The organism is Fluviispira multicolorata (genome assembly GCF_009208585.1).
GTDB lineage: Bacteria > Bdellovibrionota_B > Oligoflexia > Silvanigrellales > Silvanigrellaceae > Silvanigrella > Silvanigrella multicolorata.
The window spans coordinates 496,212-517,986 of the sequence record NZ_WFLN01000004.1 but is presented as its reverse complement, the minus strand read 5'-3'; the positions used below and the strand labels follow the sequence as shown (position 1 = coordinate 517,986).

Here is a 21,775-nt window from a genome sequence, read left to right as displayed (position 1 = left end):
AATATATATGTCAATTTTTATAGCTTACCAAAGCTTATTATTACATAAGATTAAATTTCCAAAGACTTAAAAACTGTGGGCCAGAGCTCTTTGGGAGTTTTAATTTCTTCATCATTTAAAAGACATTTATTTAATTTTTCTAAAATTTGATTTTGTTTTAAATTTTGTCCTATAAAAACGACTTCTTGATATAAATCATCGCATTCTCCATATTCTTCAATTTTACAGGAATTGCCTGCTTGTGACCAGTATTCTAAAGTCTTTGGAGAATTTGCAAGCCAAATAAATCCTTTGGAACGAAATATTCCTTCAGATTCATTGTGCATAAAATTCCAGAATCGTTCAGGATGAAAAGGTTTATCAGCTCTATAAACGACACTTGATATCCCATATTCTTCTGTCTCTGATTTGTGTGAACCTCTTTCTTCATGCAGCCAATTCACATTTTGTTCTGCCTCAGAAAGTTGAAATAAATTTGTAGCAAGAATTTCATTTAAGGGAACAATACCATTTTTTGTCGTTATAATTTTTGCTTTTGAATTTAAACTACTTATTATAGAGCAAAGTTCAAGATATTCATCTTTTGAAACCAAATCAATCTTATTAATTATAATAATATTAGCAAATTCAATTTGAGCAATTAATAAATCAGAGATATTACGATCATCTTCATCATTTAATCCAATTTTTTTCTCATTTAAGAATTCAGATGCACAATAATCTACTAAAAACTGTGAAGCATCTACAAGCGTAATACACGCATCTAGCTGAGCGATATCAGTAAGACTCTTTCCGTCTTCATCGGTAAAAGTAAAAGTCTCTGCTACTGCTAAAGGTTCTGAAATTCCTGATGACTCAATCAGAAGGACATCAAAGGCCTGTTCTTTTGACAGTTTAGCAATCTCTATAAGTAAATCTTCCCGCAGAGTGCAGCAAATACAACCATTAGTCATTTCTATTAATTTTTCTTCTGTATGCGTAAATATTGTTCCCGTATTTTTAATAAGTGCAGCATCTATATTAATATCACTCATATCGTTGACTATCACTGCAACTTTTAAATTATTTTTATTACCTAGAATATACTTTAATAAAGTTGTTTTTCCAGCTCCAAGAAAGCCAGAGAGCAAAGTGACCGGTAATTTTTCAAAATTCATTTTCAAACCTCATCTTAGAGTAAACGCAAAATATTTGCATTAATCTCTTACACGGATTAAATCAATAAAGCAATTTAAATGCAAAAATTTTGCATTTAAATTGCTTTATTGATTTAATTTATTAATAAAATTATTAATTTACTATGTTTTACCAATAACTTCTAATGTAAAAATATCTATGTCTTCTAAATCTTTAGGATTTGCGGCATAAAAACCATATTCAGGATTACAACCATTCATTTTAAAACTCTCAAATGAGGAAAAGAGTGGATTAAAACCTGAGCTAATATCTTTAAAAAGCAGCTTGTCTCGGCCAGCTGGGATATTGCAGTAAATATCAACTGAACCTTTATCAATAATCTTACCATCTTTTGATTTTAAAAGGAATTCAAATGACTTAAAACTTTCATTGCCAATTAAATTAAAAAATGTTTTAAATTGAGATATATCTTGGCAAACTCGGTCTACTTTATGCAATAAATTTGTTAATTTAAATTTATTTGCAGGTTTAATGCGACAGTTTCCTTTTGCAATTATGAAGTTCTCAAGAACTTCAGTACTATATTCACTTCTGAATTTATCATATCTTGCTTTAATATTATAAAGTTTATCTTTTTCTTCAAGAATTTCTGGAAAATAACGCTTCTCTGATGATAACATCAAACGTTTCTCTGAGTTGATATATTTTAATGATTCAGGAACGAGACTGCTGAGTTCATTTAACACATTTATATTTGATGTTGCTTTATTTATGATATCTAAAAGCTCTCTTTTTTGGGCTTCTGTAATAATATCCATATTGAAATATTTTGTTGCACGATCTAAATTATATTTCTCTTTTTTAAATAATGAATCTATTTTATTGAAAACAGAAACCAACTCCAATTCGTCATTCCTATGATCAAGTATTGAAAAATCAAGTATTCTATTATTTTTATCAACAATTATCATTTCTTTGTAAAGTCTAGTCTCAGAGTTCAACACAGTGAATGAATTTAAATCACTCTCATTGAACTGATTGTTAAACTCATGTAGATAAGATAATAAATTTGAATAGGTTTTATCACACTTTTCAATATTCTTATAATCACAAGAAGAGTTAGAACTTAATATCTGTGATAATTTTTTAGTATCCCCACCAAACTGAATAGCATTAACACTTAAATGAGTTTTCTTCTTGAGATTGCTGTTGATATATTTTGTTTTTAAAGTAACTGAGAGCGGACCTGCATTTTCAAAAGCAAATAAATTATCAATGGAAGAACCAATTTTATTTGTAAAATTAATTTTATCTTCGCTTGAATCAAACTCTAATTTAATAGTTATTAAAAGTTTGGCAATAAGGTCTTGCTTTGTAATTGCTTCGTTCCCACATTTATTCATAAACTCATAAAAATATTTTAGCTTACCGTTTTCATCAAAATAATTTTCAAGTCCTTCAGCGATACGTTTTGGTTTATTTGAATCTAATTCTCTTTTTCCTGCTCTAATTTCACTCACTATTGTATAATTCCAACTTAATGAATGAGCTTCAGACTGTTTCGCAAATTGCATTGCAATAGATGAATCAGAAATTTTAATTGGCAGTGATGTGTGTAATGAATTTGATATAGTATTTAGCAATTCACTGTAGTTTTTATTTTCTAATTTTTGGACATGAGCTGAAATGGATTTCACTGGATTATTTACTTCTGCTTGAATACAGTTTTCATGAACTGTTTGAACATAGCTATTGAAACCTTGCATCAAATCAAGGGGTGATTCTAACGGAGATTTGATTACTGACCCACTCTTTTGCAAAAAACCAAGATGAACTATATTTTTTTTTGATTCTACTTTTGTTTCTTTTCCACAGGCATAAAAAAAAGTTAGCAATAATAAAATAGAAAATAAGGGATAAGTATTCATATCAGATCCATTTGAAATAATGTAAAAATTTGTAAAAAAGCCACTTAAACTATTTATTTTAAAAAAATATTTAAACTTTTAATAATACTATAAAATATATTGATAATTTATTTTTTTTATTTAATAAAAAATAATTTAAAACTATTTACTTAAATGAATATGTAAAACCAAATTAGTTATTACATAACAATGAAAATAGCTTATTTTAAAGTTACACACAACTTTTTTATATAAATTTTTTAATATTAATAATAGAAAAGATTTAAACGGTAATTTTTACAAAATAAAAAAATAATTCTAAAATATTAAATTTTACTTTTTATCTTTAAGCGTTAACAAGAGATTGAATTGGGATTTTACTATTTCCCTCAAGTAAGTTTTCTCGTCCTTGCAGAAAAGTAATCTCCAGCAAAAAAGAAAATCCAACAACAATTGCTTCACTTTTTTGAATAATTTTAGAGCAAGCTTTTGCAGTGCCACCTGTTGCAATAACATCATCTACAATAAGATATCGCTCACCCTTTTTTAAGGCGTCTGTTTGAATTTCAATAGAATCTTTACCATATTCTAAACTGTAAGATTCACTTAAAATGGCACCGGGTAATTTCCCTTTTTTGCGTGCAGCAACAAAGGGAATATTCATTTCCAAAGCAAGCGGAAGCGCAAAGAAAAAACCACGACTTTCTATTCCAACAATATGTTGAACATTTAATTCACGTGCAAATTCAGACATAGCTGCAATGACTTTTTTCATAGCAACAGGATTTCGTAAAAGAGGATTTATATCTTTAAAAATAATTCCTTCTTTTGGAAAATTTGGGACATCCTGAATAATTGAAAGAAGCTCATTTTGAATACTCATTATAAATCCTCATCCCATTGCACTCTAATAAAGAGTTTATTTTAAAATAAATTAATATTTACTATTCGAGATCTTCTCCACTGCCGCCTTTGCCTTTGAACTGACCAGCAGCAATTTGCCGTAAATATTCAATACAAAAATCTTCAATATCACCATCGAGTACTGCGTTTGGATCGCTGCTTTGAGCCAATGTACGCACGTCTTTTACAAGTTTATATGGATGTAAAACATAAGAACGTATTTGAGAACCAAATGCATTGTCCATTTTTGCATCTTCAATTACTTTTGATTCAGCTTGTCTCTTGCTTAATTCAAGTTCATATAATTTTGCTTTTAAAAGTTTTATACATGTTTCCCGATTTTGAATTTGGCTTCTTTGTTGCTGACTTTGAACAATAATTCCAGTAGGCATGTGAGTCATACGAACAGCTGAATCCGTTCTATTAACATGCTGTCCACCTGCCCCACCAGCTCTATAGGTATCAACTTTTAAATCGCTATCTTTTACATCAATATTTATATCATCATCAATAACAGGACTGACAAACACAGAACAAAATGAAGTGTGTCTTCTTGCATTTGAATCATAAGGAGAAATTCTGACGAGCCTGTGCACTCCATTTTCTGATTTAAAGAGGCCATATACATAATCACCATCAATGGTAATTGTTGCATTTTTTATTCCTGCTCCATCACCTTCTAATTCATCAACAACTTCTGCTTTAAAGCCTTTACGATCTGCAAAGCGTAAAATCATCCGCATGATCATCATGGCCCAATCGCATGCTTCTGTTCCACCTGCGCCTGCATTAATAGTTATTATAGCACTGTTTTTATCTGTCTCACCTGAAAGCAGCCTTCTTGTTTCTAATATTTGCACTTCTTTAGAAAGTTCTTCAATACAGTCATCTGCTTCTTTCACAGATAATTCATCGCCTTCTTCGCCAAATTCAATAGCAACCAGTATGTCTTCGAATTTTTTTAAAAGTGACTCGCATGATGAAATACCGTCTTCTATACTCTTTTTTTCTTTTAATAAAGCAGATGATTTTTTTCTATCATTCCAAAAATGAATATCTGTGTTGCTTTCTGATTCAATTTCAAGAACTCTTTTGCGTTTCAATGGAGTGTCAAAGATACCTCCGTATAGGTTCAAATTTTTCTCGAATTTCTTCAAGTAGAGTCCGTTGAAGTTCACTCATTTTACACTCCTAAATACAGATACACGCAAAAAAGAACCCGTCTGTGTTAGTATAAAAAAAAGACGGGCTCTTTTAAAAAATAAAGGCACCACTCAGTGGCCAAGAGCAAACGATATGGTATCTAAGACCATTGTGCAACTTTTTCTATGAGGGATTCTATATGAGTCTTGTTTGCCCTATTCCAATACATGATCAATTAATAGACTGCGGATTTGCAGAATTAGGATATTTTAAAATTATTATATTAGGGATTATTCAAGGTATTACAGAACTTTTACCAATTAGTAGCACAGCGCATTTAAGGGTTGTTCCTGCATTTTTAGGTTGGCAAGATCCTGGAACTCCGTTCACAGGTGCAGTTCAACTTGCGAGTTTCTTTGCAGTTATGATTTATTTTAAAAAAGAAATTGCGCAGATATTTTTTGGTACCTTAAGCAGTATTAAAGAAAAAAACTATTCTTCCACTGATTTTAAACTCGGAATGGGAATTATAATTGGAACAATTCCCGTTGGGATCATGGGACTTTTATTAAAATCAACTCTCAATTCACCCAATTCGCCTTTAAGATCTTTATATGTTATTGGAGCTGCTTGTATCGTAATGGGTATTTTGTTTATCGTTGCTGAAAAAGTTTGTAAGCATGGTCGGGATTTTAGTAAATTAACTTTTAAAGACTGTATTATTGTTGGCCTTGCTCAAGTGGCTGCACTCATTCCTGGAGTATCACGCTCAGGATCTACAATTACTGCAGGACTTTTTTTAGGACTTAAACGAGAAACTGCGGCTGCTTTCTCCTTTATTTTAGGGGTCCCAGTCATTGTTGCGGCTGGCTTAAAACAAATTCATGAGATGTATAATGCTGGAATGACTGCATATGGGTGGAGTGTTCTAACAGTTGGAATAATTACAGCTTCTATCGCTGCATTTTTAGCCGTTTTTGGGTTGATGAAATACCTTGAAAGTCGTTCAACACTTATTTTTGCGTGGTATCGTTTATCACTGGGATTTGTTCTTATATTAGGAACCTATTTAGGATGGATCAGCTAATTTATTGTCTTATACATTAAAGTATTATTAAAGGTTATTCATGCAATCTGCGCAACTACAAAGCAAATATTACACATCATGGCACCCTTATAGCTGGAAGAGTTTTGCTACAGTTCAACAACCATACTACGAAAATATAAGTCTTTTAGAGCATTGTATTTTAAATTTAAAAAATAGCATAAATCTTGTGACTGAAGAGGAAATAAATTCAATTAAGTTCTATCTGCATGAAGCAGCTAAAGGAAATGTATTTATTTTACAAGCTGGAGATTGTGCTGAAACTTTTTTAGATTGCAATAATGAAAATGTTATACAACGTGTCAGTCATTTACAAAGACTGCAGGAACTACTCCAAAATAATATAAAAAAACCAGTCATTGTCATTGGAAGAATTGCTGGACAATATGCAAAACCAAGATCTGAATTTTTTGAAACAATAAATGATATCACTCTACCCTGTTATAGAGGAGATATTATAAATGGTTTTAATTTTAATTCAGAATCAAGAAAAGCAGACCCATTAAGACTTATTCGCGCTTTTGAATGCTCTAAATTAACATACAATTGGATTCGAGATTATTTAAACTTGAATATTGGAATAAATAGACACTCCTTTTATTGCTCACATGAAGCACTGCATTTAGATTATGAATCTGCTTTAACTCGCTTGTCTCTTAAATCAGGTAAGTGGTTAAACTATGGTACCCATTTTTTATGGTTAGGAGAAAGAACTAAAAATTTAAACGGAGCTCATGTAGAGTATTTAAGAGGTATTTCAAATCCAATTGGCATTAAAATTGGACCACATACTTCACCAAATGAGTTAATATCTTTGTTAAAAGTGTTGAACCCAGAAAATCAAATGGGTCGAATTACTTTAATAACTCGCTTTGGGGTAGGTATGACTCAGGAAATTTTACCTTCATTATTGGATAAAATTAAAAGATTACATATCGCAGTCACTTGGAGTTGTGATCCTATGCATGGCAATGGTCAAAAAACAAAACATGGAATTAAAACTAGATATTTTCAAGATATTTGGCAGGAACTTAAAGAAACAATAGAAATCCATAATAATTATGGTTCATCTTTATCAGGAGCACACTTCGAAATCTCTCCATTTGATGTCACAGAATGTGTTGGCGGTGAGTGTTTAATATCTGAAACACAATTAAAAAATAAGTATCTATCTTACTGTGATCCTCGTTTAAATAATGAACAAAGTAAAGAAATTATACTAAATCTCGGAAATTTTCTTAACAACTTTTAAAAACTCTCATATAAATATTCTCTCAATTCAATTTTAAATGAACTGTCAATATTTTTTCCCTATTTGACTCGTTTCCATTTCTTCTACACAATAGAATTAATTTTAGGTAAACGAGAAAATATGCGCACTATCTTGGTTATAGTTTTCTTAATATATACGCAGCTTAGTTTTGCAGATGGAGAAAAAACTCTTATTGTAGGATTTTTCAATAATAGACCTTTTTCTTACATAGAAAAGCAAACAGGTAAAGAATCAGGAATCATTATTGACTTTTTAAAAAAAAAGATTCTTAAATTTGATAATATTAAAATAAATTATCAACAATATCCACTATCTCGTGTTCTAAAAGAAGTCAGTAATAATAGTATCGATATCGTTGCAATATTAGGAAAAAATCCTGAAAGAGAGAAATTAATATATTTTAGCGAAACTCCAATTTATTCCACTTACAATTATTTAATGGTTTTAAGCAATTCTAAATTAGTTAAAATTGAATCCATTCAAGATCTTAAAAAAGAAACAATTGGAATAGTCCAAAACAGTGCTTATTGTGATTTTATTAAATTAAATAAACACCTATTACATATTGATGAAACAGCAAATGAAAATTTTATCCCAATACAAGTTAATAAACTGCTGCATAAACGCATAACAGCCGCTTATGCTTTCTTACCAGAAGCACTTTATTTTGAAGCCAAAATGATGGGTATTGCAAGTTCTGTTAGAATGGTTAAAATTCCAGATAAAAAAGTAAGTGTTTATATGGCATTTTCTAAAAAACTAAGCAAAAATATTCGAGTTAAAATTGAAGAAAATCTTAAAAAGTATCATATTGAACAATTGGAAATGAAATAAAAATATTAAAACTATTTCACTAATTCTTTATAAATTGAATCCGCAATACGTAAACTTAAAGCTGCAATTGTTCCTGTTGGGTTAACGCATGCCGAAGAAGGCATAACACTGCTTGAGGCAATGAAAAGATTTTTATTTTCATGAGTTCGGCAATATTTATCGACAACTGAATCTCGTTCTGAAGAACCCATTATTGTTGTTCCCATAATATGATTATTTGGATCAAATCCTTTTGTTTTTGTTATCTCATCTGCACCAAGCATCTTTGCAATTTCATCCATCTTTGCAATTGTATCTGAACCACTTTTTTTAACATAATCTTCGATAGAGTATTGAATTTGAGGTCTTTTTATTCCAATGGCATCGCTCCTATCGCTGAGTGTGACTCTATTATTAGAATCAGGAAGTTGTTCATGAAAACTCCCAATTCCAAACGTTCTAATTGCTTTATACTTAAATTTCTCTTTAAGCTCATCACCTGAATAGCCTTGCTCAATTAAAGAATCCGAAAGTTGCTTATAATTAACTTGAGTTCCAAAATGAATTTTCTTTGATGCCATGGTTTTTCTAAGATTTCCATCTCTAAACTCAAGTATTGCTGATAACTCTACTGGACCACGTCCTCCATATATTGGTTCTTTTAATGTAATTGTTCTATTTAGACCTGGATGATCCATTAAAAAGCGACCTACTAAGTCATTTTTATTTGCAATACCTCGAGGATTTTTTTCTGATTTTGAAAGCAATAATAGTTTTGGAATTTCAATTCCGTTTGCTGCTAAAACAAAATATTTTCCTTTTACTATTTTCTTTTGACCTGTTGGTGTTTTTACATGAATTGCTATTACTTTATTATTGCTATCCGTTTCAATAAAATATGCAACCGAATTTTCCATCAAACGCACACCATTTTTTTCAGCCTTTTCTACATGGACAATGGCACTGTACTGAGCTCCAATTGGACATACAGGCATACAATTATTATTCCCACAACAAGGTGGACGAGAGTCGTATTCAACACTATTTTTTGCAAGTGGTTCTAAAACAACTTTATATTTTGGAGCAAGTTTTTTTTCAATATATGAGTCCATATATGTAAAAGCTAGACCTTTCATTGGATAAGGCGATTTTCTGGGTGACCCTAAAGGAAGTTCACCTGAAACTCCAAGCTCTTTTTCCATAGTCTCATAAAAAGGTTCCAGCTCATTGTATTCAAGAGGCCAATCTCTACCAACACCATATAAACTTTTTAATTTAAAATCATTTGGAACAAGCCGCCAAGTGCATCCTGCCCAATGCCATGTTGTTCCACCTACAGCTCTAATGTATTGGGTATTATAACGATTCATCCCTTTTTCAATAATATAACCTTCAGGCTTACTTGGATCAGGATGGGGGGCATGTTTAGCCATCTCATAAGGTTCCATATAATTGCTTGAATCAATAGATTTATAAAAATTATTAACAATTGTTTGTCTAGCAATTTTAGGACCCGCTTCTAACAAAATAATATTTTTTATTCCTTTACGCGAAAGTTCGTAAGCTACAAGTGAACCTGCAACTCCCGAACCAACAACAACGACATCAGCAGATAATTGATCATCGCTCATATATGATTCTCTCTTTTATTAGACGTTGAATAAAAAATAATTTAAAAATATTTATCCTACATTTGGTTTTTCTGACCAATAATTTGTTGCTCCACCACAAATGCCGGGGGTGGGTGCAAGCCCTGCCATTAATCTGAACATATAGGAATCAAAATAGGTGAATCGCATAGAAACTTTTCCAATAGTCAAGACTCCTGAATACCAAGCCTTTGCTATATATGTATAAACTTTTAATGCTTTTTTATTGCTCTGCAGATAAGATTTAAAGCTTCCTTTATTTAAGGATTTATGAGTTCTTATATATTCATAAAGAGAATAAATATCTGCATTGCTTTTTCTAATAAAAGTATATAATTTTTTAGAAATATCAGCATCTAATGCATCATCATTCATTAAAAACTTCGAAAGTAACAAAAATTCACTTTCTGTTAAACTTGCTTTCTTTTGAGCAAAGTTATTAGGCTGAGTTAAAGTGATATTTTGATCTGACCATGCGATTAAATCTAAAAATAATGCGCCTGCTGCTGCAACTCCACCTATTAAAATAAATTTACGACGGCTCAATTCTTTTTTTGTTATTTTAGAACTCATGGCTACCTCATATTTAATAGCTACCCTAAAATTATACAAAAAATGAGATAAAAAGGGATCTAAGGAAAATGCTTTCTGAAAGTTGTCAAATATTTGTCTTAGCCAATTTTTTTATTATGAGTTAAAAAAACATATTAATTTAAAAAGTTGATTATTATAATTTTTTATATATAATAAACCTTCCTATAAGTTTTTGTCTTAAAAAACATAAAAAAATGAGAAATGAATATGCAAATTTATACAGAAAATGAAATGAGAAATGAACATTTAAAAATTTGGAAAGAATTCTTTTCTTCAGGTATATTAAACAAATATCAAATTGAACGGGTCGAACATTCAGTTTATATAGATATGTATACAAGCGAAATGTCAATTCACAATCATTCTGAACTTCGCTTTATCAAAGAACATTTACTTTCAAGTGAAGAAAAAAGAAAGAAAGAAAATCTTGCAAATTATTTTAAAAATCATGCTATTAGAGACAGTCTTTTAGTGAAGGATAATGGAAAAATTATTGCCATGTTTCACGGAGAGCAAAAGGAAAGCGATGAGTATCTAATGAAACATGCATTAGTACACAAAGATTATAGGAAAATAGGGATTTATTCTGACTATCTTTCTAAAACATTAGACTACACTCAAAAAATGGGTTTTTTAAAAATAGTTAGTTCTCACACACCTACAAATAATGATATTATAATTTTAAAACTACAAAAAGAATTTTATATTTCTTCAATGGAAATACATCCAGAACTTGGGATGAATGTCAATCTAATATATTTTAACAATGAAGAAATTAAAAAAGCTTTTTATTTTCGTTGTGGTATAATTGAGTTTTCAAAAAAACTATTTAAAAACTCTTTAGGCACTGCACAAAATTTACTTAATAAGCTCGAAGAAGAAAGCTTAGATTAATACATTCAGTCTCTTAATTTTTTGTCGTATAGGCATGAGCCCCAGCTCCAGCTAATTGACCATTTTGCACAATTAAATAGTCAGTTCGAATAGATCGATTTTCAAACCAGCACTCTAAAATTTCTTTTACCCCTGATGCATATCTAGCCTGTGCAGAAAGAGTTGCACCTGAAATATGTGATGTCATTCCATGATGTGGCATTGTTCGCCAAGGGTGATTTCGAGGAGCAGGTTGTGGATACCAAACATCGCCTGCATAACCTGCCAAATGACCTGATTGCAAAGCATTTACAACAGCATCTGTATTACAAATTTTACCTCGTGCTGTATTAATTAAATAAGTTCCTTTACGCATTTTTTGAATCAATTGCTCATTTATTATTTCGTCTGTTTCTGGATGCAAAGGACAATTTATAGTTAAAACATCTATTGATTTAACAAGAGATTCAATATTCTCATGATAGGTTAAATTCAATTCTTTTTCAGTTTCAGCAGATAATCTATATTTATCAGTATAATGAAGTCTTACGTCAAAAGGTTTTAATCTTTTTAAAATGGCCAGTCCAATGCGGCCTGCTCCAAAGGTTCCCACATTCATGCCTTCTAAATCATATGCTCTCGAGACACAATCAGCTATATTCCAACCTCCTTTAACTACATAATCATAGGATGAAATATAATTGCGTACGAGAGATAAGATCATCATTACAGCATGCTCAGCCACGCTAATACTATTGCTGTTTGTAACTTCTGCAACTGTAATTTTTTTCTCGATTGCCGCATTAAGATCTATGTGATCAGAACCAATTCCTGCCGTTATCACAAGTTTTAATTTTTTAGCTTTTGCAATTCTCTCTTCTGTTAAATAGGCTGGCCAAAAAGGTTGAGAAATTATAATTTCTGCATCGAGCATTTCTCTCTCAAAAAGTGAATCTTCACCTTCTTTATCTGCTGTTACTATAAAATTATGTCCCAATTTTTCTAAATACGTTTTTAAACCCAATTCACCTGAAACGCTCCCAAGTAAATGACCTGGTTTAAAGTCAATACTCTTTGGATTTGGCAGTGTTTGTCCACCTGCATAATTTTGTATTGTTGGGATATCTTCCTTAGGATAATTTTTAGGATATCCTGTTATCGGATCTTCGAAAAGCACACATAATACTTTTGCCACTTTATTGTTCCTTAATAAATTATTTAAAAATTCTTCTCAGCTAAACATACTCACTCAACTAATGTATGTCTAGTAAATAATTTATTTTTATTTAATTTATTAAATATTTATTATTTTATAAAAATTAATCTGCCTTATTCTTAATTAAAATTTGCTGTCATATAATATAAATTCAAAAGTTTAGTGAAAATTAAATTCCATACATATCAGCCAAATTTTGACAAAATTTATCTATTTCTTTGCATCTTATTTCCTTTTCTTCTTCAGTTAAAAAAGAAGCTTGAAATGAATTTTTTGCAATTTGCACGAGTTCTAGAAATGAAAAATTCAGATGTTTTTGACATTCAATATAGTTATCTGCTAAATACCCCCCAAAATAAGAAGGATCATCTGAATTTATTGTCACACAAACGCCTTTTAAATATAAATCTCTAATATTATGCTCACTCATATGTTTGAAAACTTTTAATTTTACATTTGAAAGGGGACAAACTGTGAGTGGAGTTTTTTGTTTAATGAGTTCTTGTAGCAAGGATTCATCAGTCACACAATTTACACCATGATCAATTCGTTTTACATTTAAGAGATCAAGTGAATTTCTAATATTTTCAGCCGGACCTTCTTCTCCAGCATGTGCTACTGTAAGAAAGCCCAAATCGATAGCTTTTTTAAATACATTTTTAAATTTTTCAGGTGGATTACCAATTTCAGCTGAATCTAAACCAATTGCTTTAATATTATTATAAAATGGCTTTGCCTGTTCAAGAACTTCAAAAGCATCTTCTTCACTTAAATGTCTTAGAAAACTCATAATAAGAAATGACGAAATAGCAAATTCATCTTTAGCTTTATTCAATGCTTCAACAATACCTGTAATGATGTCTTCAAAAGAAACTCCTCGTTGAGTGTGAGTCTGAGGATCAAAAAAGATTTCGACATGCTTTATTCCATCTTCATTGGCCTTCTCTAGATAAGCGTAAGTTAAATCAAAAAAATCTTGCTTTTTTATTAGAACACTGGCGCCTAAATAATAGACATCTAAAAAAGATTGAAGATCATGGAATTCATAAGATTTACGTACTTCTTCGATATTAGCATAAGGAAGTTGAATATTATTTCGTTGTGCTAGTTCAAACATTAACTCTGGCTCAAGAGTCCCTTCAATATGCAAATGCAGTTCAGCTTTTGGAAGTAATTTGATAAGTTGAGAAATTTGCATAAATCATCCTTATATTAAATAAAGGGTGATTTTTATAGGATTATTAAATTAAAGTCAATGAAAAATTCTTAAAATATTTTCAAAATAAAATTACTTATAACGCCCAATATTTTTCATAAGATATAGAAAATAAGGAGCTCCTATTATAATTGACACAAGACCAGCAGGAATTTCATAGGGAGGAAAAATGATTCGACCAATGAGATCAGAGAGCAAAGTCAATGTCGCTCCTATTAAACAAGAACCAAATAAATTGTATTTATGCGAGTATCCAAATAAAATCTTAGCAATATTAGGAGCAATTAAACCAATAAAACCAAGACTTCCACTTCCAGACACGGCAACAGAAGCCAGCATTAAAGCAAGGAGAATAACAATTACTTTCCACTTCGTTACTTTAAATCCAATACTCGATGAAGTTTCTTCACTTAATAATAAAATATCCAATTGTCTATATAAGAAAAAAGTTATAAATATTAAAAAACATGCGGGATAAATGATCTGCTGAACTGAGTTCCAACTAGAGTGATAAAGTGTGCCTGTTAAAAATGAAACTAAAGAGCTTTGTCGCTCATCAGATTGCATTATGATAAATTGGCAGCATGCTTTAAAGAGTGCTCCTACTGCAACCCCTACAATTATAAGCCGAGTCTGATTTATTCTTTTATTTTCTAAGGAAGAAAGTATCGTAACAAAAAAACCAATACATCCTCCACAAGCAGCATAAATGAGATTGCTAAAAGCAAAACTATTTGGAATAAAAAATGTAAATAATAAAATAAATAATGAACATGCTGAATTTACACCTAAAATATCTGGTGCTGCCATAGGATTACGAAGTACGCATTGCAATAAACTGCCTGACATTGCAAACATAGCTCCACATAAAATACCAATTATAACACGAGGAAAACGGACGTCTCCAACAACAAATTGCGTGCCTGAAATTAATTTATTATTTGTAAGCACATTCCACACTTCTAGGACTGAAAATGAAGAAATACCGATCATGAGGTAAAAATAGCATAAGAGCAAAAGGAGAAAAAAAAGAATAAATAAATAAATATTTTTATTAAGCACTTTAAGCATTTTTCAATAGCCTTTTCATACGCGAAGATAGAATAAGAATTGGAGCCCCTACCAAAGCAATAAAAAATCCAACTGGAACTTCTTGGTTTGCAAAAACAACGCGCATAAGACAATCTGAAAAAAGCATAAGTATTGCACCAAAAACAATTGAAAAAGGAAGCAAATGAGTTGGATTTTCTCCAACGACAAATTTACTAAAATGCACTACAATTAATGGGAAAAAAAGAATTGGACCAGCCAAACTAACAGAAGAAGCACAAAGTAACACAATTATAAATAGAAAAAATGCTATTAAAAACTCAGTACGCAACCCAATAGAGCTTGCAACATCTTTTCCGAAAGATAAAATATGCAGATTTTTAATATTAAATATCGCAATTAATATTAATAAAATAAGTACAGGAGCAACATAAGTTAACTGTTGCCAATTGGCACCAGCAACAGAGCCATTTAAATTTATCAGGATAACTCCTGCTCGAGTTGGTAAAAAAATAAGTATGGCTTGGGTCAATGCGTATAATAATGCATTTATCGCCTGCCCAGCTAAGATCAACCTTAAGGGAGAGATTCCTACAGATACGGCAACAATATATGTTAATAATGATGCTATTATTCCGCCCACAACAGCACAAGATAAATAAACAGGCAAAGGACAAAAAGGAAATAAGGCTAAAATAACTACAATTCCTAACCCAGCACCTTGTGTCACTCCTAAAAGACTTGGACATGCCATTGGATTTTTTGTGATTGACTGCAGCATAACCCCAGCAACTGCAAAACTTGAACCCACAAGACATGCCATTATAGTTCTAGCAAGACGTGTTTCTACTATGAGCCTTCGTTCAAAAGTATCTTCTGATTGAAAACAAGCCTGTAATACTTTTTCAAATGAAAGATAGACTGGGCCTAATGATAATGAATAAAGAAAGAGTATGATTAATAAAAAGATGCAAAAAAAATAAATTAAAAAAAATTTTTTTGTATTTAAAATTGAATTATTTGATAAAGCTCGCAAGTGAAAGTCCTATGCACAAAAATAATACCGAGCATTTTTGAAACATAGAGAGTCGTTCTTTATGCAACAAATATGACATGACAACAATAACCATACTTCTAGCAGAAAAAATAAGCGCAACCAAGCTTGTAGGACCAATAATTAAGGCTTCAGAATATAAAAATAAGCCAACACCAGAGCAAATGCCTGTAACTAAACCAAAATAGATACCATTTATATTATTTTTAGTTAAATATATTTTTGCATCTTTCAACTTTTTAAAAACTTCTTGTTTATTATTATCTTTAATGAGACCCTTATATTCTTTATTTATTATGCTTAATGTAGATAAAAATAAACAAATAATATAAGAATACAATAAAATAATTTGATTGTTAAAACCAAATTCAAGCGTAATTTTTAAGCCGCCTTCTCTTAAAAAAAGAAAACTTGAACTCAAAATCACCCAAATAAACCATTTTCTATCTTTAATGACCATTTTCTCATTTGGATCTAATTTAACTAATAAAACAGCTATAAAAAGTAGAAAAATAATAGCTAATTTAATATAACCCAACTCTTCGCTATAAATAATAACAGACATTAAAATTATAATTGGAAGATTGATATTTAGCATCGATGCTGTCAAACTTGCAGGTCCAACTTCAAGTGCTTTAATAAAAAACCAGTTACCAAAATAAGAACCAATAGCAATAAAGATAGATGCTAATATAATCGAAAAATTAATATTAAATGATAAACTTCCATAGGAAGTAATAAAAAAGACAAGGGAACCTGTAAGATATAGCCCCCACAAAACATAGTGATCAGAACATTTTTTTAGGGAAGCCGACTTCATTATGACACTTGCTATCCCAAAAATAATAGAACTGAGTATAGCAATCGTTACCCACATATTTTATAATCTTTCAGATGCTCTTTTGTAATTTTACGTCCAGAATATAAATAATCAACTTCATTTAAAATTGAAGTTATTTCTATTACATTTCTCATAGCAGCAGAATCATATCCTGCACTCTGTCCTAAACTGTACCAAGGAACAAGTGAAAATGGCACATCCTCAGAAATATAACGATCTTTTAAAGATTTTGGGTTCAACTTATTTTTATTATGGATTGGAGAGTTTTTGAAGAAATCAAATATACTCTTACAAGATAATCCATAATAATCGTTCATAACCTCATAATAATAAGGTAACTTAAACCCTAGGGTTTTCCCAATATTAATACGATCTTCATCGATTTTTTCTAAAAACAATGCTGTCTCACTGGTAATTCCTTCTTTATAAAAATAATAATCTTCTTTATTACCAATTCTTCCTGCATTAAATAAAACCGAAGGTGGATGGCTAATCCCACATGGATCATATAAGCCTGCTTCAATAAAACTTGACATACAAATTAATTCTGAAGGAAAGAATTCTTGTATAATGCTTTTAATTTCTTGTGCATGAGATAGTGATATTGAAGCTAACCCCATTTTATTTTTAATTGCTAAAATATTAGCAAAAGATGGATTTTCCGCACGACATGCATAAGGAAATGATGTAATATCAGCTATCATAATTTCTTTTTCCCAACCCGATCTTTTTAAAATATCATATTGGAAAATACCTGAAAAATGGCCTGATAAATTTATCACCAACTGATGACTTTCTAAAAATGGAAGCATATTAATAAATATAGATTCATGTGCAGGCACTGGTAATGCTATAAAAATAATTTCAGTATCTTTTATAGCCTTTTCAAGGTGGGTTGTAACAAGATTTAGCTTTCCAAAGCCTTGAACTGCTCCTTGACATTGCACACCTCCATTTTGATGAACGGCTTCGTATCCACCTAAGTGACGTGGGTGAGCATATATATTTATGGAGTGCCCCAATATCGCAAAATGTCCTGCTAAAGCCTGTCCACCATGACCACAACCAATGACTGCAATTTTTTTCATTTTTAGTGCCTTTCTTATTGTGAATTCTAATTAAATATTATTTTTATTAGAATTCAATTTTTGAGGTTTGCTATCTAAAAAACCAGACTTCATTGCTTCTTCATACATAACTTCCATAGCTTCAATTCCGTGTGTTTTAGCCCAAACGTTTCTATCTAGAAAATAAATTTGTTCCGCCTTAAATGCACGTACATCTTTCCACAATGGATTTGCTTTTAATTTTGTATAAGGTGCTAAATCTCCGTCTGTTAATAAGATTACAATTTGATCAGGATTTTTTTGTAAAACACCTTCAACTGTAATATCAACTCTATGCATTACGCTTGTTTCTTTAATTAGGTTTGTTTTATTTAAATCTTTTAAAATAGGAGTTGCAATTGCATTGGAAGAGAGAACTCTAAATATTCCACTTGGAGTGATAAAGCCCATTAATACGCTTTTATGTTTAGATTTTTTAGAAAGTGCTATAGCTTGCTCACGAATTTGATCATGATGCTTAATAATACCATCAACTTTATTTTCTGTATTTGTAATGCTTGCAAGTATTTTTAAATTTTTAACTTGTTCTGCAGGATCACCTAAAATACCATTCAATAACACTGTAGGTGCAATTTTATTAAGCTGCGGTAAAAGATTTGAAATAAAAGTAACTTCACCAATTATAAGATCAGGTTTTAATTTTGCAATAGCTTCTAAACTTGGCTCGTCTCGTGTTCCAACGCCTGGAATATCTTTTATAAATTCTTGTAAGTGAGCAGGATCTTGACCTTCAGTATTATCACTTTTACCCATACCTACTGGTTTTACCCCAAGCAATTTTAATTCATCGAGTAATCCAAACTCAAGCACAATAATTCTCTCTGGCTTTTTTTCTAATTTTACGATTCCATTTTCGGCTTTAACAGACAGCGGGAATTCTGCTGCATAACAAATAGGCATAAATAAACTGAGTAGAGTCGAAACTATTATTTTTCTCATATCAAACTCCGATGATTACTAACAGCAAGGCATTATATTGAGAATGACTTTCATTATCAATTTTTGTTTGATAATCAAAGGTCAAATCTTTGTCAAGGCTCTTTTCTCAAAATAAAATTAATTCATGAATTAAGTTGTTTCAATAATTTTTTTTATATTTAAAATATTGGTAAGCAATTTATGAATTTTTTTTATAATTTTTATAGATAATTCTTTTAACTTTAATTTAATTATTGAAATTAATTAATTTCATTTAATGAAAACTGATTTTGAGGAGTTCCTGTTAAAAAACCTGACTTAATTGCTTCTTCATATTTAATTTGCATTGCTTCAAGTCCATGTGTTTTAGCCCAAACATTTCTATCAAGAAAATAAATTTGATTGCTCTTAAAAGCTCGCACATCTTTCCACAATGGATTTTCTTGCAATTTTTTATAAGGTGATGAATCTCCGTCTGTGAGCAAAATGACAATTTGATCAGGATTCTTTTGAATTATTCCTTCAACCGTCAATTCAACTCTGTGCATTGAACTTGTTTCCTGAATAAGATTTACTTTATTTAAATCTTTCAAGATAGGAGTTGCAATTGCATTGGCAGAGAGAGCTCTAAATACACCACTCGGAGTCACATATCCCATCAAAACATTTTTTTGAGGAGATTTTTTTGCGATTGAAATTGCATTATTTCGGATCTGATCATGATGTTTAACAATTCCATCAACTTTGAATTCATTATTTGTAATTTCAGACAATATCTTTAAGTTTTTTATTTGCACTTTAGTATCGCCTAAAATGCCATTTAAAAGAACGGTTGGTGCAATTTTATTTAGTTGCGGTAATAATTTAGCTATAAATGAAATTTCACCGAGTATAAGATCGGGTTTTAAATTGGCAATGGCTTCAAGACTCGGTTCATCCCGAGTTCCAACACCTGGAATATCTTTTATAAACTCCTGTAAATATGCAGGATCCTGCCCTTCCGTACTGTCACTTTTACCAACGCCAACAGGTTTTACTCCAAGCAATTTCAATTCATCAAGCAAACCAAATTCAAGGACAATAATTCTTTCAGGTTTTTTTTCCAAAATAACTGTTCCGTTTTCAGCTTTTACTGCTAATGGAAATTGCGCAGCATAGCTCATTGAAGAGCATAAACTAATTAGAGTCGTTGCAATTAATTTTTTCAAAGTAGCCTCCCTTAGGTTAAAACATATTTGAGAATGATTTTCATTATCATTAGTTCATAACTAAACAGTCTCTAAAAATAAGTCAAGGGGCTAACTCAAAAAAAGATTTAATACTTATTTTTAATATTTTTAATTCTCAGATTTCTGAGCTTCTTCGTCTAAAAGAGCTTCTCTTTGATTTGGATCTAAATTTGTTTTTGGATCTGCTATACAATCATACATTGCAAAAATTTTAGGTTCCATTGGAAAAAATAATTTACAGGACGGAGGTATTGCACATGCATTTTCATTATTTACCAAATAAACTCGATAACGGTGATTTACATTCATAGAAAGAGATATTTTATAATCTCTTGCTAAGTTTGCAATCATCATCCAAGTCTCAGCTTTGTCACGAAACCAAAGTGGACAAAAACTAGCGGTGATATTTGTTAAAGGCATTATCCCTTGCATTGTAAAATCATTATGATACTGAGAATTTTTAACAGTTCTATTAAAATTTCGTATACATAATATTATTGATAATAAAATCATAGAAAAAAGAATTGAATTCAAAAATATTTTCCCAAATTTATTATAAATACAGAATTCTTGAAATTTTAAAATATAATATGAACATAGTGATGCAAGTGCCAATGCATAGAATGGCATGGAAATCATGAGATACCAACCATGATTTTTTGCACTTATAGCTAATGGCAATGTGGCAGAAAGAGCCATCAAAAGAAAAAGAAGAGTATTTCTATTATAATTCAAAAACTTAATAGATCGATTGATAAGAATCAGAGCAAAACAAATACCCATAGGCAATATTATATGTTCCAATAGAGCTCTAAATATAAGAAAGTGAGGATAATCTATTTCTCTTTGCCCAGATAAACTTTTAAAGACCTGAGTCATAAAATAGATTCCAAAAAAATGTCGTGCATCTGTAATAGAGAACAAAAATATAAGCATTAATGCAAGTGAGATAATAAGAGATACTTGACAAATAATTGAATTTTTTTTAAATGATCCTATGAGAAAATAATAACAAAAAAATGGAAATATAAGGGGATAAAATGCAAAAACCCCTTTTGATAAAAATCCTAAAAAAATAAAGAGCGCTGCTATAAAACCACAAAAGACAGTTGCCAATGTTTTATTTGATTTGCAGCCATGCACAACAAATATTGTACTTAGCAACATGAATACAACGAGAGTATTTTCAAGCTCATTATTAGCCAAAGTCCAAAAAACAATAGGAGTGATCACGAATAAAAAAGGGGCTGACCATATAAGATCCTCATCGTTCGTGACGGCCTTCCAAACTTGAGAAATAAGTAAAACCTGTAACATTCCAGTAAATAAAGTATAAGTGCGTTCAATCCACCGCGTGTCGCCAAAAAGATTAAATAAAATAGATTGAATATATATAGCTAAAGGAGGGTGCTCAAAAAAAGAAGGATACATGGTTTTAGTATAATATGGCTGCCAGAATTGACCTAACCCTTCTGATAAATTTCTTGCAATAGTTGCATAAAGTACCCCATCTACAAACATTCCATATCCAAGCAATTTGGGTAAAACAACTACAAAAACAAATAAATAAGGTAAACAACTGATCACTAACTTTTTATTAAAAAATCTCTTTCTATTAAAAACATTCTCCATTACCTAGCACCTAAATACCTTTCATAATAGGAATTTTACATTTCGTCATGTTAATATATTTGCTTCCCAATAATGATATTTAGGTTAAACTATCA

Annotated in this window: 19 protein-coding genes; 4 read left to right on the top strand and 15 right to left on the bottom strand. The window is 30.7% G+C overall.

The features are described 5' to 3' along the window. Nucleotides 1-50: 50 nt before the first annotated feature. The 4 genes from GCL57_RS02340 to prfB all read right to left on the bottom strand — a co-directional run bounded on the left by GCL57_RS02340 (nucleotide 51) and on the right by prfB (nucleotide 5,129). Nucleotides 51-1,157 (bottom strand): GTP-binding protein, encoded by a 1,107-nt coding sequence (locus GCL57_RS02340; RefSeq protein WP_152211653.1) that lies wholly within the window; start codon nucleotides 1,155-1,157, stop codon nucleotides 51-53. A gap of 141 nt (nucleotides 1,158-1,298) precedes the next feature. Next, the gene (locus tag GCL57_RS02335; RefSeq protein WP_152211652.1) at nucleotides 1,299-3,065 is read right to left on the bottom strand and encodes a hypothetical protein; all 1,767 of its coding nucleotides are present in this window, start codon (nucleotides 3,063-3,065) and stop codon (nucleotides 1,299-1,301) included. Nucleotides 3,066-3,390: 325 nt separating this feature from the next. Beyond that, nucleotides 3,391-3,927 (bottom strand): adenine phosphoribosyltransferase, encoded by a 537-nt coding sequence (locus tag GCL57_RS02330; protein WP_152211651.1) that lies wholly within the window; start codon nucleotides 3,925-3,927, stop codon nucleotides 3,391-3,393. Between the two features lie 61 nt (nucleotides 3,928-3,988). After that, nucleotides 3,989-5,129, bottom strand: a protein-coding gene (gene prfB / locus GCL57_RS02325; RefSeq protein WP_152211650.1) for a peptide chain release factor 2 whose coding sequence is annotated in 2 segments (ribosomal slippage) — nucleotides 3,989-5,068 and nucleotides 5,070-5,129 — 1,140 coding nt in all. Because the reading frame shifts where the segments join, the coding sequence is not laid out codon by codon here. A gap of 160 nt (nucleotides 5,130-5,289) precedes the next feature. Here prfB and GCL57_RS02320 point away from each other — a divergent pair. The 3 genes from GCL57_RS02320 (at nucleotide 5,290) to GCL57_RS02310 (ending at nucleotide 8,302) form a co-directional block, all read left to right on the top strand. Next, on the top strand, nucleotides 5,290-6,177 hold the full coding sequence (locus tag GCL57_RS02320) for an undecaprenyl-diphosphate phosphatase (protein WP_152211649.1): 888 nt from the start codon (nucleotides 5,290-5,292) through the stop codon (nucleotides 6,175-6,177). 40 nt (nucleotides 6,178-6,217) lie between these two features. Continuing rightward, on the top strand, nucleotides 6,218-7,447 hold the full coding sequence (locus GCL57_RS02315; protein ID WP_152211648.1) for a 3-deoxy-7-phosphoheptulonate synthase: 1,230 nt from the start codon (nucleotides 6,218-6,220) through the stop codon (nucleotides 7,445-7,447). Nucleotides 7,448-7,567: 120 nt separating this feature from the next. Next, nucleotides 7,568-8,302, top strand: a complete 735-nt coding sequence (locus GCL57_RS02310) for a substrate-binding periplasmic protein (RefSeq protein WP_152211647.1) — start codon at nucleotides 7,568-7,570, stop codon at nucleotides 8,300-8,302. A gap of 11 nt (nucleotides 8,303-8,313) precedes the next feature. Here GCL57_RS02310 and GCL57_RS02305 read toward each other — a convergent pair whose 3' ends face one another. Further along, the gene (locus tag GCL57_RS02305; protein WP_152211646.1) at nucleotides 8,314-9,912 is read right to left on the bottom strand and encodes a GMC family oxidoreductase; all 1,599 of its coding nucleotides are present in this window, start codon (nucleotides 9,910-9,912) and stop codon (nucleotides 8,314-8,316) included. A 51-nt stretch (nucleotides 9,913-9,963) separates the two neighbouring features. Further along, nucleotides 9,964-10,503 carry a sugar dehydrogenase complex small subunit gene (locus GCL57_RS02300; RefSeq protein ID WP_152211645.1) on the bottom strand — a complete coding sequence of 180 codons (540 nt, stop codon included), beginning with the start codon at nucleotides 10,501-10,503 and terminating at the stop codon, nucleotides 9,964-9,966. A 228-nt stretch (nucleotides 10,504-10,731) separates the two neighbouring features. Between GCL57_RS02300 and GCL57_RS02295 the strand changes: the two genes are divergently transcribed. Beyond that, nucleotides 10,732-11,418, top strand: coding sequence for a hypothetical protein (locus tag GCL57_RS02295; RefSeq protein WP_152211644.1), 687 nt, complete (start codon nucleotides 10,732-10,734; stop codon nucleotides 11,416-11,418). A 13-nt stretch (nucleotides 11,419-11,431) separates the two neighbouring features. Here GCL57_RS02295 and GCL57_RS02290 read toward each other — a convergent pair whose 3' ends face one another. From GCL57_RS02290 to GCL57_RS02250, 9 genes are all read right to left on the bottom strand, one after another. Next, nucleotides 11,432-12,592: an NAD-dependent formate dehydrogenase gene (locus tag GCL57_RS02290; protein WP_152211643.1), complete on the bottom strand. Its 1,161-nt coding sequence runs from the start codon at nucleotides 12,590-12,592 to the stop codon at nucleotides 11,432-11,434. A gap of 190 nt (nucleotides 12,593-12,782) precedes the next feature. Further along, on the bottom strand, nucleotides 12,783-13,811 hold the full coding sequence (locus tag GCL57_RS02285; RefSeq protein WP_152211642.1) for an adenosine deaminase: 1,029 nt from the start codon (nucleotides 13,809-13,811) through the stop codon (nucleotides 12,783-12,785). A gap of 90 nt (nucleotides 13,812-13,901) precedes the next feature. Beyond that, nucleotides 13,902-14,900, bottom strand: coding sequence for a FecCD family ABC transporter permease (locus tag GCL57_RS02280; protein ID WP_152211641.1), 999 nt, complete (start codon nucleotides 14,898-14,900; stop codon nucleotides 13,902-13,904). Beyond that, nucleotides 14,893-15,915, bottom strand: coding sequence for a FecCD family ABC transporter permease (locus GCL57_RS02275; protein ID WP_152211640.1), 1,023 nt, complete (start codon nucleotides 15,913-15,915; stop codon nucleotides 14,893-14,895). Before GCL57_RS02275 ends, GCL57_RS02280 begins: the two co-directional genes overlap by 8 nt. Continuing rightward, nucleotides 15,896-16,810 (bottom strand): DMT family transporter, encoded by a 915-nt coding sequence (locus tag GCL57_RS02270; RefSeq protein WP_152211639.1) that lies wholly within the window; start codon nucleotides 16,808-16,810, stop codon nucleotides 15,896-15,898. Before GCL57_RS02270 ends, GCL57_RS02275 begins: the two co-directional genes overlap by 20 nt. After that, a complete protein-coding gene (locus GCL57_RS02265) occupies nucleotides 16,801-17,862 on the bottom strand; it encodes an NAD/NADP-dependent octopine/nopaline dehydrogenase family protein (protein WP_152211638.1) in 1,062 nt (353 codons plus the stop codon). The genes GCL57_RS02270 and GCL57_RS02265 overlap by 10 nt, the downstream gene beginning before the upstream one ends. Nucleotides 17,863-17,892: 30 nt before the next feature. Further along, nucleotides 17,893-18,840, bottom strand: a complete 948-nt coding sequence (locus GCL57_RS02260) for an ABC transporter substrate-binding protein (RefSeq protein WP_152211637.1) — start codon at nucleotides 18,838-18,840, stop codon at nucleotides 17,893-17,895. A gap of 239 nt (nucleotides 18,841-19,079) precedes the next feature. Then, nucleotides 19,080-20,027 carry an ABC transporter substrate-binding protein gene (locus GCL57_RS02255; RefSeq protein WP_152211636.1) on the bottom strand — a complete coding sequence of 316 codons (948 nt, stop codon included), beginning with the start codon at nucleotides 20,025-20,027 and terminating at the stop codon, nucleotides 19,080-19,082. Between the two features lie 129 nt (nucleotides 20,028-20,156). Continuing rightward, nucleotides 20,157-21,680 (bottom strand): ArnT family glycosyltransferase, encoded by a 1,524-nt coding sequence (locus tag GCL57_RS02250; protein ID WP_152211635.1) that lies wholly within the window; start codon nucleotides 21,678-21,680, stop codon nucleotides 20,157-20,159. Between the last annotated feature and the right edge of the window lie 95 nt (nucleotides 21,681-21,775).

Coding starts and splice junctions, on each gene's coding strand:
- GCL57_RS02340 (WP_152211653.1), bottom strand. CDS start 1,157: ATGAATTTTGAAAAATTACCGGTCACTTTGCTCTCTGGCTTTCTTGGA.
- GCL57_RS02335 (WP_152211652.1), bottom strand. CDS start 3,065: ATGAATACTTATCCCTTATTTTCTATTTTATTATTGCTAACTTTTTTT.
- GCL57_RS02330 (WP_152211651.1), bottom strand. CDS start 3,927: ATGAGTATTCAAAATGAGCTTCTTTCAATTATTCAGGATGTCCCAAAT.
- GCL57_RS02320 (WP_152211649.1), top strand. CDS start 5,290: ATGAGTCTTGTTTGCCCTATTCCAATACATGATCAATTAATAGACTGC.
- GCL57_RS02315 (WP_152211648.1), top strand. CDS start 6,218: ATGCAATCTGCGCAACTACAAAGCAAATATTACACATCATGGCACCCT.
- GCL57_RS02310 (WP_152211647.1), top strand. CDS start 7,568: ATGCGCACTATCTTGGTTATAGTTTTCTTAATATATACGCAGCTTAGT.
- GCL57_RS02305 (WP_152211646.1), bottom strand. CDS start 9,912: ATGAGCGATGATCAATTATCTGCTGATGTCGTTGTTGTTGGTTCGGGA.
- GCL57_RS02300 (WP_152211645.1), bottom strand. CDS start 10,503: ATGAGTTCTAAAATAACAAAAAAAGAATTGAGCCGTCGTAAATTTATT.
- GCL57_RS02295 (WP_152211644.1), top strand. CDS start 10,732: ATGCAAATTTATACAGAAAATGAAATGAGAAATGAACATTTAAAAATT.
- GCL57_RS02285 (WP_152211642.1), bottom strand. CDS start 13,811: ATGCAAATTTCTCAACTTATCAAATTACTTCCAAAAGCTGAACTGCAT.
- GCL57_RS02280 (WP_152211641.1), bottom strand. CDS start 14,900: ATGCTTAAAGTGCTTAATAAAAATATTTATTTATTTATTCTTTTTTTT.
- GCL57_RS02270 (WP_152211639.1), bottom strand. CDS start 16,810: ATGTGGGTAACGATTGCTATACTCAGTTCTATTATTTTTGGGATAGCA.
- GCL57_RS02265 (WP_152211638.1), bottom strand. CDS start 17,862: ATGAAAAAAATTGCAGTCATTGGTTGTGGTCATGGTGGACAGGCTTTA.
- GCL57_RS02260 (WP_152211637.1), bottom strand. CDS start 18,840: ATGAGAAAAATAATAGTTTCGACTCTACTCAGTTTATTTATGCCTATT.
- GCL57_RS02250 (WP_152211635.1), bottom strand. CDS start 21,680: ATGGAGAATGTTTTTAATAGAAAGAGATTTTTTAATAAAAAGTTAGTG.